Source organism: Flavobacterium palustre (assembly GCF_014639535.1).
In the GTDB taxonomy this organism is placed as follows: Bacteria; Bacteroidota; Bacteroidia; order Flavobacteriales; family Flavobacteriaceae; genus Flavobacterium; species Flavobacterium palustre.
Map to the genome: position 1 here is coordinate 416,440 of NZ_BMGA01000001.1, position 15,312 is coordinate 431,751.

Sequence of the window (15,312 nt, forward strand, 5' to 3'; positions counted from 1 at the left end):
CACATTCTATAAATGTCAGAACTATTATTACCACCAGAGCATCGCTATGCTAAAATAATAAAGGAGCATCTAAATGAAGACGGAAACGAGCTTTCCATCCTGAATTTAGGACCTACTCACCCGGCTACTCACGGAATTTTCCAAAATATTCTATTGATGGATGGGGAACGAATTATAGATGCTGAACCTACTATCGGTTATATCCACCGTGCTTTTGAAAAAATTGCCGAAAATCGTCCGTTTTATCAAATTACGCCACTTACTGACCGTATGAACTATTGCTCCTCTCCTATCAACAATATGGGATGGTGGATGACTTTAGAAAAATTACTGAATATTGAAGTTCCTAAAAGAGCGCAATATTTAAGAGTTATTGTAATGGAATTAGCAAGAATTACCGATCACCTGATTTGTAATTCGATTTTAGGAGTTGATACCGGAGCTTACACCGGTTTCCTTTATGTTTTTCAATTTAGAGAAAAAGTATATGAAATCTACGAAGAAATTTGTGGAGCTCGTTTAACAACCAATATGGGAAGAATTGGTGGTTTCGAAAGAGACTGGTCACCAAAAGCTTTCGAATTATTAAACACCTTTCTTGAAGAATTCCCTCCGGCCTGGAAAGAATTCGAAAACCTATTCGAAAGAAACAGAATTTTTATTGACAGAACAGTTAATGTAGGTGCTATTTCAGCTGAAAAAGCAATGGCTTACGGTTTTACAGGACCAAACTTACGTGCTGCCGGTGTAGATTATGATGTACGTGTAGCTCAGCCTTATAGTTCTTACGAGGATTTTGATTTCCAAATTCCGGTAGGAAAATCAGGAGACACTTACGATCGTTTTTGTGTGCGTAATGCTGAAGTTTGGGAAAGTTTAAGTATTATTCGTCAGGCTTTGGAAAAAATGCCGGCAGGAAATGAGTATCACGCTGAAGTTCCTGATTACTATTTGCCTCCTAAAGAAGATGTTTACCACAACATGGAATCTTTAATTTATCATTTCAAAATTGTAATGGGAGAAGTTCCTGTTCCGGTTGCCGAAATTTACCATCCGGTAGAAGGAGGAAATGGAGAAATAGGTTTCTATTTAGTAACTGACGGAAGCCGTACTCCATACAGACTTCACTTTAGAAGACCTTGTTTTATCTATTACCAGGCTTATCCGGAGATGATAAAAGGAGCATTGCTATCAGATGCCATTGTTATTTTATCAAGTTTAAATGTTATTGCCGGAGAATTAGACGCATAAAAAGATTGCAGAATACAGATTGCAGAATTCAGATTGTAAAATCTAAAATCTAAAGTCTAAAATCTAAAATACAGAATGGAAAGAGTACATTACAAACAAGAAATAAACATGACTGACGCATTGATGAACCGCATCAATGAATTGATTAGTCATTATCCTGAAGACAAGAAGAAATCAGCTTTGTTGCCTGTTTTACACGAAGTTCAGGACGCTCACGACAACTGGCTGAGTATCGAACTAATGGATAAGGTTGCCGAAATTCTTGAAATTTTGCCTATCGAAGTTTACGAAGTTGCCACTTTCTATACCATGTACAACCTAAAACCAATTGGGAAATACATGTTTGAATTTTGCCAAACATCTTGCTGCTGTCTAAACGGAGTAGAAGATTTAATGGATTATACCTGCGAAAAATTAGGTGTTGGCATTGGAGAAACTACCGCTGACGGACTTTTTGAAGTAAGAGGTGTTGAATGTTTAGGCGCTTGTGGTTATGCTCCAATGATGCAATTAGGCGATTTCTACAAAGAGCATTTGACAAAAGAAAAAATCGATCAGTTAATTGCTGATTGCCGAGATAATAAAATAATATTACACGATAAATAAGATGTCAAAGAAAATATTATTAGACAAAATCAACGTTCCGGGGATTAAAACCTACGAAGTATATCGCCAACATGGTGGTTATGCTTCGGTAGAAAAAGCCATAAAATCAATGACTCCTGATGAAGTTGTGGAGGAAGTGAAAAAATCAGGGCTTCGTGGTCGTGGTGGTGCAGGTTTCCCTGCCGGAATGAAATGGAGTTTTATTGATAAAAAATCAGGTAAACCAAGACACTTGGTTTGCAATGCCGACGAATCAGAACCGGGAACTTTCAAAGACCGATATTTGATGGAATTTATTCCTCATTTATTGATTGAAGGAATGATTACTTCCAGTTTTGCTTTGGGAGCAAACCGCTCGTACATCTACATTCGTGGAGAATACATGTGGGTTTTTAAAATATTAGAAAGAGCCATTGCCGAAGCTAAAGCTGCAGGATGGTTAGGAAAAAATATTTTAGGAACAGGATATGATTTAGAATTACACGTTCACTGTGGAGCCGGAGCTTACATTTGTGGAGAAGAAACCGCTTTGATCGAATCTTTGGAAGGTAAAAGAGGAAATCCACGTATCAAACCGCCTTTCCCAGCTGTTTCCGGACTTTGGGCAAACCCAACAGTCGTGAACAACGTAGAAACTATTGCAGCAGTACCTTGGATTGTAAACAATTCAGGTGATGATTATGCTAAAATTGGTGTTGGAAGATCAACAGGAACTAAATTGATATCTGCTTCAGGAAATATTATAAATCCGGGAGTTTACGAAATCGAATTGGGATTAAGCGTAGATGAATTCATGAATTCTGACGAATATTTGGGAGGAATGTCATCCAATAGACCTTTGAAAGCCTTAGTACCGGGAGGTTCATCAGTGCCAATTTTACCAGCCGATTTGATTTTCAAAACAGCAAATGGTGAAGATCGTTTAATGACTTACGAATCATTGAGCGACGGTGGATTTGCAACAGGTTCAATGCTGGGTTCAGGAGGATTTATCGTTTATGATGATACCGCTTGTATTGTACGCAACACTTGGAATTTCTCCCGTTTCTATCACCATGAATCTTGCGGACAATGTACTCCATGTAGAGAAGGAACAGGCTGGTTGGAAAAAGTATTGCATAGAATCGAAACAGGTCACGGACGTGAAGAAGACATCGATTTGTTGTGGAGCATTCAATCTAAAATAGAAGGAAATACTATTTGTCCTCTTGGTGATGCGGCTTCATGGCCGGTAGCAGCAGCTATTCGTCATTTCAGAGAAGAATTTGAATACCATGTTCGTTTCCCGGAAAGAATAAAAAACAGAGATCACTTTGTGAATGAGCCTTTTGATAAAGTAAGACATTTGGTAAGCAAGCAAGTGATTTAAAATAACGTCCCGATGATTATCGGGATTGATTTCAAAAACAAGACACTCTCAGGAGTAAAATATTGTAATAATGAAAGTAACAATAGACGGTCAAAGCATAGAAGTAGAACCAGGAACAACCATTCTACAAGCGGCACGTATGATAGGAGGAGAATCAGTTCCGCCTGCAATGTGTTATTATTCTAAACTAAAAGGCAGCGGTGGAAAATGCCGTTGTTGTTTAGTTGAAGTTTCCAAAGGAAGTGAAGCTGACCCAAGACCCATGCCAAAATTGATGGCATCTTGTGTAACAGGATGTATGGACGGTATGGAAGTCAACAGTAAAAATTCAGACAGAGTACGTGAAGCACGTCAATCGGTTACTGAATTTTTATTAATCAATCACCCATTGGATTGTCCTATTTGTGATCAGGCAGGAGAATGCGATTTGCAGGATTTAAGCTTTGAACACGGAAAATCAAAAACCCGTTTTATAGAAGAAAAAAGAACATTTGAACCGGAAGATATTGGTCCAAATATTCAATTGCACATGAACCGTTGTATTTTATGTCAACGTTGTGTACAGGTTGCCGATCAATTGACTGACAAAAGAGTTCATGGTGTTTTAGATCGTGGTGATCATGCTAATATTTCGACTTGTATTTCGAAAGCCATCGATAATGAATTCTCAGGAAACATGATTGATGTATGTCCTGTAGGTGCTTTGACTGATAAAACTTTCCGTTTCAAATCAAGAGTTTGGTTCAACAAACCTTTCAATGCGCACAGAGAATGTACTACTCCGGGATGTTGCGGAAAAACTACGGTTTGGATGTTTGGAAATGAAATACAAAGAGTTACCGGAAGAAAAGACCAATACCACGAAGTAGAAGATTTTATATGCAACACTTGTCGTTTTGACAAAAAAGAAGTTACTGACTGGGTTATTGAAGGACCAAGAAAATTTGATAAAGATTCGGTTATCAATCAAAATAATTACACCCGAGAAATGGAGACAGTTCATATTGCTACCGAAGAAGGGATTCTGAAAGGCAGAGAACAAGACCGTAAAAAAATCAGTATGACGGCAATCCCGTTAAAAAAAGAAGAGCAGGAAGAATTTAACAATGGTAACCTATAAAAAATGGACAGTACAATTATTATAGAAAAAAGTGTTATCATTTTGGTTGTCTTTGCCATTACTATGGTCATGGCAATGTATTCTACACTTGCAGAACGAAAAATTGCAGCCTGGTTACAAGACCGTATTGGTCCGAACAGAGCCGGAAAAGGTGGGATTTTACAACCATTAGCTGATGGTTTAAAATTATTCTCAAAAGAAGAATTTGAGCCTAACACACCTAATAAATTTTTATTTTATGTTGGACCGGCAGTAGCCATGAGTACAGCTTTAATGACAAGTGCTGTAATACCATGGGGAGACAAATTCCATCTTTTTGGGAGAGATATCATCCTGCAGGCTGCCGATATTGATGTCGCTTTATTGTATTTCTTCGGAGTAGTTTCAGTAGGTGTTTACGGAATCATCATCGGTGGATGGGCATCCAACAATAAATTCTCTCTAATGAGTGCCGTAAGAGCTACATCTCAAATGGTTTCTTACGAAATAGCCATGGGTTTATCCATCATTGCTTTATTAATGATGACAGGAACATTGAGTCTAAGAGAAATTAGTTTACAACAACAAGGTATGCACTGGAATGTGTTCTACCAACCGCTTTCGTTCTTAATCTTCTTAATCTGTGCTTTTGCTGAATCGAACAGAACCCCTTTTGACTTAGCAGAATGTGAGAGTGAATTAATTGGAGGTTATCATACGGAGTATTCTTCTATGAAAATGGGATTCTACTTATTTGCTGAATATGCAAATATGTTTATCTCTTCAACCATTCTTGCCGTTTTATTCTTTGGAGGCTATAATTATCCGGGAATGAGTTGGGCAGTAGAAAACTGGGGCGTAAATTTAGCAAACCTAATAGGAATTGGAGTTTTATTTGCAAAAATATGTTTCTTCATCTTTTTCTATATGTGGGTAAGATGGACTATTCCAAGATTCAGATACGATCAATTGATGAATTTGGGATGGAGAATATTAATTCCGTTATCAATATTGAATATCATGATTACAGGAATTGTAATTTTGAGACACGAAATTATAGCGTTTTTAGGATTTTAAATTAGCAAAGATTACTATTAGTCCCGTCCCGATAGCTATCGGGAAGCTAAAAAATAAAAATAAAAAAAGATGTCAATAGAAACCATATCCTTATCGGGAAGAAAAAAACAAGTCTCTAACAAAGAGATGACTTTTTTAGAGCGTTTATATCTTGTTGCGATTGTAAAAGGATTATTTATTACGTTGAAACACTTGTTTTCAAGAAAGGTTACCATTCAGTATCCTGAGCAAGTACGTACCATGAGTCCGGTATATCGTGGACAACACATGTTAAAGCGTGACGAACAGGGAAGAGAAAACTGTACTGCCTGCGGTTTATGTGCTTTGTCATGTCCTGCGGAAGCCATTACGATGAAAGCTGCGGAACGCAAACCAAATGAAAAACATTTGTACCGCGAGGAGAAATATGCCGAAATATATGAAATCAATATGTTGCGTTGTATTTTTTGCGGACTTTGCGAGGAAGCCTGTCCAAAAGATGCAATTTATTTGACTACTTCAAAAGTATTAGTTCCTTCCAGCTATGAAAGAGAGGATTTTATTTTTGGAAAAGACAAATTAGTGATGCCTTTAGAAATGGCTATTAAAAACACCCAACTTAAAAATGCTAACTAAATGATACATATTCCTGATTTTGCACACGCATCTACTGTACAAATTACATTTTGTTTCTTAGCGTTTATCACTGTAATTACGGCTTTTTTAGCCATATTCAGCAGAAATCCAATTCATAGTGCACTTTATCTTGTTATTTCATTTTTCTCGATTGCAGGACATTATTTACTGTTGAATTCTCAGTTTTTGGCTATTGTTCACGTTATTGTTTACTCTGGAGCCATTATGATTTTATTCTTATTCACCATCATGTTAATGAATTTGAATAAAGAAAATGAAGTCCACAAACCCCGTATTACCCGACTGGGAGCCATTGTTTCCTTTTGCTTAATTTGTATTGTTTTGATTTTAGTTTTTATCAATTCAAAACCTATAGCCGGAGAATACATTGCAACAGGAGAAGATTACCAATCGATAAAAGTATTAGGACGTGTTTTATTAAACGAATACATGGTTCCTTTTGAATTTGCTTCTATCCTGCTTTTAACTGCGATGATTGGAGTAGTATTATTGTCTAAAAAAGAAAAAACTGAGAAATAAAATGACTAATATTTTAAATGAAATAGGCATAGAAAACTATATTTTCCTTTCTGTAATACTTTTTTGTATTGGAGTATTCGGAGTTTTATACAGACGAAATGCTATCATCGTATTTATGTCGATCGAAATTATGCTAAATGCAGTAAATCTTTTGTTTGTGGCATTTTCAACCTATCATCAGGATGCACAAGGTCAGGTATTTGTGTTTTTCTCTATGGCGGTAGCTGCGGCCGAAGTGGCGGTAGGTTTAGCGATTTTGGTATCGATTTTTAGAAATTTAGGTTCGATTGATATTAATAATTTAAAAAACTTAAAAGGATAAACAATAATGAATACGAATTTAGCTTTACTCTTATTATTAGCTCCTTTTTTAGGATTTTTATTTAATATTTTCTTTGGAAAAAAGATAGGAAAAACGGCTTCCGGTGTAGTGGGAACACTAACTGTAGTTTTATCATTTGCTCTTACACTTTGTTTCTTTTCGAAAATTAATATCGACCAGCAACCTATACAAATTCAATTGTTCAATTGGATTCAAATTAGCAATTTCCGAGTAGATTTTGGTTTCCTTTTAGACCAATTATCTATTTTATGGTTGCTATTTGTAACAGGAATTGGTTCTTTAATCCACCTCTACTCGATTAGCTATATGCACGACGATGAGAATATGCACAAGTTTTTTGCGTATTTGAATTTGTTCATCTTTTTCATGATTACGTTAGTTATCGGAAGCAACTTATTAGTATTATTCATTGGTTGGGAAGGTGTTGGACTTTGCTCTTACCTACTTATCGGATTTTGGCATAAGAATCAGGAATACAATGATGCAGCTAAAAAAGCTTTTATCATGAACCGAATTGGGGATTTAGGATTATTGATTGGTATTTTCATCATTGGTTCTTTGTTCCCTACTTTAGATTATACTACTTTAAAAACAGCTATTGCCTCTTCTAATAATTTAGATATTAGTATGATTTCGCTTGCTGCTTTTGCCTTGTTTATTGGAGCTTGTGGTAAATCAGCTCAAATTCCATTATACACCTGGTTACCTGATGCGATGGCGGGACCAACACCGGTTTCGGCTTTGATTCACGCTGCAACAATGGTAACTGCCGGTATTTTCATGATTACGAGATTGAATTATGTATTTGATTTGGCTCCTGAAGTACAAAATATCATTGCCATTATTGGAGCTGTAACTTCACTTGTCGCTGCAACGATTGCTTTGGTTCAAACGGACATCAAAAAAGTATTGGCTTATTCAACAGTTTCTCAATTGGGATTAATGTTCCTGGCTTTAGGTTTTGGAGCTTATGAAATTGCCGTTTTCCACGTAATCACACACGCTTTCTTTAAGGCTTGTTTGTTCTTAGGATCAGGGTCAGTAATTCACGCTCTTCACGGAGAACAGGATATGCGCAGAATGGGTGGAGTGAAAAAAGTAATGGGAATTACTTTTATAACTTTCTTACTTTCATCATTAGCCATTTCAGGAATACCTCCTTTTTCAGGGTTTTTCTCAAAAGACGAAATCTTGATGACTGCTTTTCACAATAACATTGCACTTTGGGTTATCGCTTCGCTGGCTTCATTAATGACTGCTTTTTATATGTTCCGTTTGTTGTATTTGACTTTCTTCAAAGAATTCAGAGGAACTGAACACCAAAAATCTCATTTACATGAAAGCCCGGCTTTAATTACTTTCCCTCTTATTGTTTTGGCAATTTTAGCCACTATTGGCGGAGCTATCAGCTTGCCAACAGGAAGCTGGTTAAACGGATATTTAGCACCTTTATTTTCCAAAGAAGCGCACGAAGCACATCATTTTGGAACTACAGAATACACTTTGATGGCTGTTGCAGTTCTTGGTGGAATCATTGGAATTACAATTGCTTTTGTAAAATACATCAAACAAAACCAGGTTCCGGCTGAAGATGCTGAAATTACAGGTTTTGCCAAAGTACTTTACAACAAATATTATGTGGACGAAATCTATGATGCTATTTTTGTAAAATCCACAAATGTCTTATCTCGATTCTTCAGAGATTATGTAGAAACGTCTTTATCATCATTAGTATTTGGATTAGGGAAAGTAACCAACGAATTAAGTTACCAAGGGAAAAAATTACAAACAGGAAGTATTGGTTTTTACTTGTTTGTATTTGTTTTAGGACTTTGCAGCATAGTAACTTATTTATTTTTAGCTCAATAATTTTATATCATGAACGTATCACTACTATTAATTATACTTCTTGTTGGCGCATTTGCTACTTACTTTGCCGGTGACAAACTGGCTTCAAAAGTGGCATTATTATTCAGCTTAGTCGCTTTAGGAACTTCTATTGCATTATTGAATGCTTATAATGTTGGCGAAAACATCAGTTTCTTTAAATATTGGATTAACAATCCATCTGTTTCCTATTCATTTACAGCTGACGGATTATCATTGATCATGCTGTTATTGACAACGACATTGACTCCTTTGATTATTTATTCTTCTTTTGGAAATGAATATAAAAATGCTAAGTCTTTTTATGCGCTAATCCTGTTTATGACATTTGCAATGTCAGGAACATTCCTAGCATCTGACGGACTTTTATATTATATTTTCTGGGAATTAGCATTAATCCCTATTTATTTCATTGCTTTAATTTGGGGTAATGGAGATACTGAAGAGCGCAAAAAAGCAGTAGTTAAGTTCTTTATTTATACACTTGCAGGATCTTTATTTATGCTAATTGCTTTTGTTTATTTGTACCAAAAAGCAGGTAGTTTCCTAATTCAGGATTTACACAAAGTAGAATTAAGCAGAATGGAGCAATTCTGGATATTCTGGGCATTCTTCTTGGCTTATGCCATCAAAATTCCGATTATTCCTTTCCACACCTGGCAGGCAAAAGTATATCAAAAAGCACCTACGGTTGGGACTATGCTTTTATCAGGTATTATGCTTAAAATGGGATTATACAGTGTTTTACGTTGGCAAATTCCAATAACTCCAATCGCTTCAAAAACCTATTTACCAATATTAATCGGTTTTGGAATTGCAGGTGTAATCTATGGTTCCATTGTAGCCTTGAGACAAAAAGATTTGAAAAAATTACTGGCTTATTCTTCATTGGCACACGTTGGATTAATTGCTGCGGGATGTTACACATTAAACATTGATGGTTTAAGAGGAGCCGTTTTACAAATGCTGGCTCACGGTTTTGTAGTAGTGGGATTATTCTTTGCTGCTGAAATCATTTACAGAAGATTTGGAACCAGAACAATTGCCGATATGGGAGGAATCAGAACTCAGGCACCAAAATTTGCTTCTTTATTTATGATTTTGGTTTTAGCTTCAGTAGCATTGCCTACCACTTTTAACTTTGTTGGAGAGTTTACCGTTTTATACAGTTTGTATCAAATTAATGTATGGTTTGCCCTATTAGGCGGAACGACAATTATATTAGGAGCTTATTATATGTTGAAAATGTACCAACAAGTAATGCTTGGAGAAACCAATTCAAAGGTATTTGCCGATGTAAATTTTCATGAAACCTTAGTTTTGGTAATCATTATTGCGGTTATTTTCTTTTTTGGATTGTATCCAAGACCTATTAACGAATTAATCACTCCTAGTTTGGATCAGATTTTAAGAACATTAAATAGAATTCAATAATATTAAAAATTAAATTCAAACTAAAGATTTGCGTGTTTATAAGCTCAAATCCTGAATCACAAAATAAAATATGAATACATTAATAGCAATAATAGGATTAGGTATTTTATGCCTTTTATTTGAAATTTTTGATGCCAGAAAAGCAATCATTCCAATAGTTGTTATTGGTTTATTAGCGATACTGGGGTTAGACATCTCTGAATACAACAACCCTAATACTTACTATAACAATATGCTGATAGTAGGTAAATTTTCTTCGGGATTTTCAGGATTATTTATCATACTAACCATTTTCTTAGTGAGTTTATCTCATAAATTTTACGAAAATCATCAAACAAAAATCTCCGATTTTATTGCCATAAAAATATTTTTATTAGCCGGAGCTGTAGCTATGGTTTCTTTTGGAAACTTAGCAATGTTCTTTTTAGGAATCGAAGTTTTATCAATTGCCTTGTATGTTTTGGCATCAAGCAACCGATTGAGCATCAAAAGTAACGAAGCAGGATTAAAATATTTCCTGATGGGTTCTTTTGCTTCGGGAATTATCCTGTTTGGTATCTGTTTAATTTATGGAGCAATGGGTAGTTTTGATGTTACTGAAATTAGCGAATTATCCCGTTCAGCCGAATTACCTATCTGGTTTCCAATAGGAATTGTTTTAGTATTTATTGGAATGCTTTTCAAAATTGCCGCTGTACCTTTCCATTTCTGGGCACCAGATGTTTACGAAGGATCTCCGGCTTTGACAACTGCATTAATGAGTACTTTGGCAAAGGTTGTGGCTGTTGCTACCTTATACAAATTAGTAAAAACCATGAATGCGGATATTTCCCCTGCATTTCAATTAATCATTGTAATTGTATCCATCGCATCGATGACCGTTGGAAATATCATGGCTCTGCGTCAGGTAAATGTGAAACGTATGTTGGCTTTCTCTGGTATTTCTCACGCCGGATTTATGCTAATGACACTATTAAGCATTTCCAAATCATCCGGGACATTATTATATTATACTTCGGCTTATGCACTTGCAGGAATTGCTGCGTTCTCAGTGATTTTATACGTTTGTAAAACCAAGGAAAACGAAGACATTACTAATTTTCACGGTCTGGGAAAAAACAATCCTTTAATGGCGGCAATTTTAACCGCTTCATTATTATCCATGGCAGGAATTCCTGTTTTTGGAGGTTTCTTTGCTAAACTGTTTTTATTCAATCAGGCTATCCAGGCCGAATTTATTGCATTAGTTATCATAGCGGTAATCAATTCAATCATTAGTGTGGGTTACTATTTCAAACTGATTTTAGCTATGTACACTAAAGAACCAAACGAAACTAAAATCCCTACTCCAACAGTGTATTATGCCGTTGCTGTAATTGCTATTGTATTAAATATTGCCTTAGGATTGTTCCCTTCTTTTGTTTTAGACTTATTGTAATATCATCTATAATCTATATTAGAAACCATCAAGATTCGTTTTGATGGTTTTTTTTGATATGTGGGTTTCCCAATAAAAATATAAAACCCCAACACTTCCAAAATCTTTTAACTACATTTGTATATACAAACAAATTTGTCGATATTAAAATAAAATGGAAAATAAACTAAAAATACAAATCTGGTCGGATATTATGTGTCCGTTTTGTTATATTGGAAAAAGAAGATTAGAAAATGCAATCACCCAATTTGGTCATCAGGATGCTATTGAAATCGAATGGAAAAGTTTCCAGTTAGACCCCAATTTTATAGCTTCGGAAGATGATAATCTAACGGAACATCTTGCTGAAAAATACCGAAAAGACAGAGATTGGGCTACAGAAATGCTGGAGAACATGACTCAAAATGCCGCTAATTCAGGATTAGAATTTCACTTTGAGAAATCGGTTATGGCTAATTCCTTAAATGGGCATCGTTTATTGCATTTGGCTAAACAACACCAACTGGGATCTGAATTAAAAGAATTACTTTTTAAAGCTTATTTCACTGATGGAAAAGATGTAAATGATAAGGAAACACTCAAAAACTTAGGCATTGAAGCCGGTCTTGATACCAATAAAATTGATGAAGTAATCAATTCAAATTCCTTCACTAAAGAAGTCGAAGAAGATATGCTAATGGCTCAAAAAATAGGAGTTCAGGGTGTTCCCTTCTTTGTTTTCGACAATAAATATGCCATTTCGGGAGCACAACATGTAGAAACTTTTGTAAAAACACTCGAAAAAGTTTGGGAAGAAGGGCAATTCGATTCAAAAATTACTATCTTGAACGCTACTTCAGCCGACAGCTGTGGTATTGATGGTTGTAATTAATTGAACTAAAATGAACAACAAAAAACAGAACAAAATAATACGTTGGGGAATCATCGGCTGCGGCGATGTAACCGAGAAAAAAAGCGGTCCGGCTTATCAAAAAACAGAAGGATTCGAAATTGTCGCCGTGATGCGACGCGATGCTGAAAAGGCAGCGGATTATGCTAAAAGACATGGAATAAGCAAGTTCTATTCAGACGCAGATGCCCTTATCAACGATCCCGAAGTAGATGCGGTTTATATAGCAACTCCTCCCGATTCACATAAATTATACGGTTTAAAAGTTGCCGAAGCCGGTAAAATATGTTGCATCGAAAAACCATTGGCCCCAAGTTATGAAGACAGCAAAGCCATTTATGAAGCATTTCAAAAGAAAGATATTCCTCTTTTTGTGGCCTACTATCGACGTTCGTTACCCCGCTTTAAACAAATTAAAAAATGGTTAGAAGCAAACAGTATTGGACAAATCAGACATATCAACTGGCATCTGAGCAAACCTGCTTCTGCGCAGGATTTATCAGGTTTTTACAATTGGCGTACCGATGCTGCAATTGCTAAAGGAGGTTATTTTGATGATTTAGCCAGTCACGGATTGGATTTATTCAATTATCTTTTGGGAAACATAAAAGAAGTATCCGGTATAAGCGTTAACCAACAAAATTTATATTCAGCTAAAGATGCTCTTGCTGCCTGTTGGCTTCACGAAAATGGAATTACAGGAACAGGAAGTTGGAATTTTGGCACAGCAACCAGAGAAGACAAAGTAATTATTTACGGAAGTCAGGGAACAATAGAATTCTCCATATTTGATGAAAATCCCGTAATTCTTAACAATGAAAATGGCAAAATCGAACTCTTTATTGAACATCCTGAAAACGTACAGCTCCATCATGTACAACAAATGAAAGAACAATTATTAGAACAGCGAGCCCATCCTTCTAACGGAGAATCAGCCAAACATACCAGCTGGGTTATGGATCGCATTATGAATGTGTTATAAAATAAAAAAAGCTTCGGAACCACCCGAAGCTTTTTTTTAACTACACAAACTAATTAATTACTAACAAATAGCAAATTTCTAACCTATTAATCATTATCATAATTCGTGCCAAAAATTAATTTTAAACTTTTTTTCTAAATAATTTTCTAAATTACAAAGCAGCTTTTACAACTTCTGAAAGAGGATCAGACATTATTGTTGCTGAATCACTCAAAACCAAAACTTCATATTTAGTAATTTTAGTTTTAGATTCTTCTACTAAATAATAGACTCCTTCACTAAAGTTATTCAAATCATAACTCCTAACCAGCTTTCCATTTACCGTAAGATTCTCACTGTGAATTAATTTATCATTGGCATCATAAATGCTAATCTTAACCCGGTCTTTATCTTCTAAACCAAAAGAGATCATTTTTTCCTGACGAAATTTATTATGTAATGAAAAATTAACTGCAACTGCATACACATTCATCGCTAATAAAACGATTCCTAACACCAAACTAATTTTTAAAATCTTTTTCATAATACAATGTTTTTTAGATTTATAATCATTTAATAATACCAAAGATAGCACAAGCTTGATTTTGAAAAGGACTGTAGATTTTCCTGTTAATATGTTATTTTACCTTTTACGAAAACGTTTTAGCTTAATTTTGATAATATCACATATTTATTTGTTAACTTAGTAATAACCAAACCAACTAACAACTAAAATGAAATCAAACCTGCCAACACTCAAGATTATAGAGCCTTCTTTTGGAAGTTCGTTCACATTAACCAAATACAATATTAATTACAACTCGCATTTTTGGCATTATCACCCAGAAATAGAATTGATATTTGTAAATGGCGGAGCCGGAAAACGTCAGGTAGGAAGTCATATCTCGTATTATACCAATGGCGATTTGACTTTAATAGGCAGTAATTTACCTCATTGTGGTTTTACTGACGAACTAACGGGAAATAAAAATGAAATTGTTATCCAAATGAAACCTGATTTTTTGGGAGAACATTTTTTCGATATTCCTGAAATGGTCAATATCAAAAACCTACTGCAACAGGCTAAATCCGGAATTACTTTTGGAGGAAAAACCAAAAGAAAAATTGGGAAGAAAATCGAAAAAATGGAAAACCAAACTCCCTTTGAACGCTTACTGAGTATTATCGAAATTTTCAATTATCTGGAATTAGCCACCGAAGATGCCACTGTTTTAAATGCCGAAGGTTTCCGAATGGAAATGCACGTTCAGGACAACGAAAGAATCAATTTTATTTTTAATTATGTAAAAGACAACTTTAAAGAGCACATTAAACTGGAAGAAATTGCCGAAAAAGTAAGCATGACTGTACCTTCATTTTGCCGTTATTTCAAAAAAATAACCCATAAAACCTTTACGAAGTTCGTCAACGATTACCGATTGGTTCATGCCTGTAAATTATTAGCCGAAAAACCCATCAGTATATCGGCAATAGCTTTTGAAAGTGGTTTTAACAATTTCAGTCATTTCAACAAAACATTCAAAGAATTCACAGGCAAAAATGCCTCAGAATACAGACATGAATTAAAATCGTTTTTAGAGTAAATGTTATCTTATTTTCTGGTAACATTTATTCCAAAAACATTCACTAATTTTCTTTGTTTTAATTCCAACGCTAAAATATTTAGGGATAATTTTCATCTTCAGAGATAAAAAACCAGCTACCAAAGTAGCGTGAACAGACCAAGCAAATTTAAAATAAAACATTAATAGTCAATAAATTAAATAACACTTTTTATAAATT

Annotated in this window: 15 protein-coding genes; 14 read left to right on the top strand and 1 reads right to left on the bottom strand. The window is 35.1% G+C overall.

From position 1 onward, the window contains the following. The first annotated feature begins 12 nt into the window (after positions 1-12). The 13 genes from IEV84_RS01810 to IEV84_RS01870 all read left to right on the top strand — a co-directional run bounded on the left by IEV84_RS01810 (position 13) and on the right by IEV84_RS01870 (position 13,530). Positions 13-1,251, top strand: a complete 1,239-nt coding sequence (locus IEV84_RS01810) for an NADH-quinone oxidoreductase subunit D (protein WP_188491837.1) — start codon at positions 13-15, stop codon at positions 1,249-1,251. A gap of 75 nt (positions 1,252-1,326) precedes the next feature. Beyond that, positions 1,327-1,857: a complex I 24 kDa subunit family protein gene (locus IEV84_RS01815; RefSeq protein ID WP_188491839.1), complete on the top strand. Its 531-nt coding sequence runs from the start codon at positions 1,327-1,329 to the stop codon at positions 1,855-1,857. Between the two features lies 1 nt (position 1,858). Further along, positions 1,859-3,226, top strand: coding sequence for an NADH-quinone oxidoreductase subunit NuoF (gene nuoF / locus IEV84_RS01820; protein WP_188491841.1), 1,368 nt, complete (start codon positions 1,859-1,861; stop codon positions 3,224-3,226). Between the two features lie 70 nt (positions 3,227-3,296). Beyond that, the gene (locus IEV84_RS01825; RefSeq protein ID WP_188491843.1) at positions 3,297-4,346 is read left to right on the top strand and encodes an NADH-quinone oxidoreductase subunit G; all 1,050 of its coding nucleotides are present in this window, start codon (positions 3,297-3,299) and stop codon (positions 4,344-4,346) included. Between the two features lie 3 nt (positions 4,347-4,349). Further along, the gene (gene nuoH, locus IEV84_RS01830) at positions 4,350-5,402 is read left to right on the top strand and encodes an NADH-quinone oxidoreductase subunit NuoH (RefSeq protein WP_188491845.1); all 1,053 of its coding nucleotides are present in this window, start codon (positions 4,350-4,352) and stop codon (positions 5,400-5,402) included. 69 nt (positions 5,403-5,471) lie between these two features. Then, positions 5,472-6,017: a NuoI/complex I 23 kDa subunit family protein gene (locus tag IEV84_RS01835; protein ID WP_188491848.1), complete on the top strand. Its 546-nt coding sequence runs from the start codon at positions 5,472-5,474 to the stop codon at positions 6,015-6,017. Next, positions 6,018-6,557: an NADH-quinone oxidoreductase subunit J family protein gene (locus IEV84_RS01840; protein WP_188491850.1), complete on the top strand. Its 540-nt coding sequence runs from the start codon at positions 6,018-6,020 to the stop codon at positions 6,555-6,557. 1 nt (position 6,558) lies between these two features. Continuing rightward, positions 6,559-6,879: an NADH-quinone oxidoreductase subunit NuoK gene (gene nuoK, locus IEV84_RS01845; protein ID WP_026712543.1), complete on the top strand. Its 321-nt coding sequence runs from the start codon at positions 6,559-6,561 to the stop codon at positions 6,877-6,879. Positions 6,880-6,885: 6 nt separating this feature from the next. Then, on the top strand, positions 6,886-8,769 hold the full coding sequence (gene nuoL, locus IEV84_RS01850) for an NADH-quinone oxidoreductase subunit L (RefSeq protein WP_188491851.1): 1,884 nt from the start codon (positions 6,886-6,888) through the stop codon (positions 8,767-8,769). Between the two features lie 9 nt (positions 8,770-8,778). After that, positions 8,779-10,221, top strand: a complete 1,443-nt coding sequence (locus IEV84_RS01855) for a complex I subunit 4 family protein (RefSeq protein WP_188491853.1) — start codon at positions 8,779-8,781, stop codon at positions 10,219-10,221. Positions 10,222-10,291: 70 nt separating this feature from the next. Continuing rightward, complete coding sequence (locus IEV84_RS01860; RefSeq protein WP_188491855.1) at positions 10,292-11,659, top strand: NADH-quinone oxidoreductase subunit N; 1,368 nt, start codon at positions 10,292-10,294, stop codon at positions 11,657-11,659. Between the two features lie 154 nt (positions 11,660-11,813). Continuing rightward, complete coding sequence (locus IEV84_RS01865) at positions 11,814-12,530, top strand: DsbA family oxidoreductase (RefSeq protein WP_188491857.1); 717 nt, start codon at positions 11,814-11,816, stop codon at positions 12,528-12,530. A 10-nt stretch (positions 12,531-12,540) separates the two neighbouring features. Further along, the gene (locus IEV84_RS01870; RefSeq protein ID WP_188491859.1) at positions 12,541-13,530 is read left to right on the top strand and encodes a Gfo/Idh/MocA family protein; all 990 of its coding nucleotides are present in this window, start codon (positions 12,541-12,543) and stop codon (positions 13,528-13,530) included. A gap of 151 nt (positions 13,531-13,681) precedes the next feature. On the opposite strand, the gene IEV84_RS01875 is transcribed toward IEV84_RS01870, so the two are convergent. Further along, complete coding sequence (locus IEV84_RS01875) at positions 13,682-14,053, bottom strand: T9SS type A sorting domain-containing protein (RefSeq protein WP_188491861.1); 372 nt, start codon at positions 14,051-14,053, stop codon at positions 13,682-13,684. A gap of 190 nt (positions 14,054-14,243) precedes the next feature. Between IEV84_RS01875 and IEV84_RS01880 the strand changes: the two genes are divergently transcribed. After that, positions 14,244-15,113, top strand: a complete 870-nt coding sequence (locus IEV84_RS01880; protein WP_188491862.1) for an AraC family transcriptional regulator — start codon at positions 14,244-14,246, stop codon at positions 15,111-15,113. The last annotated feature ends 199 nt before the right edge of the window (positions 15,114-15,312 follow it).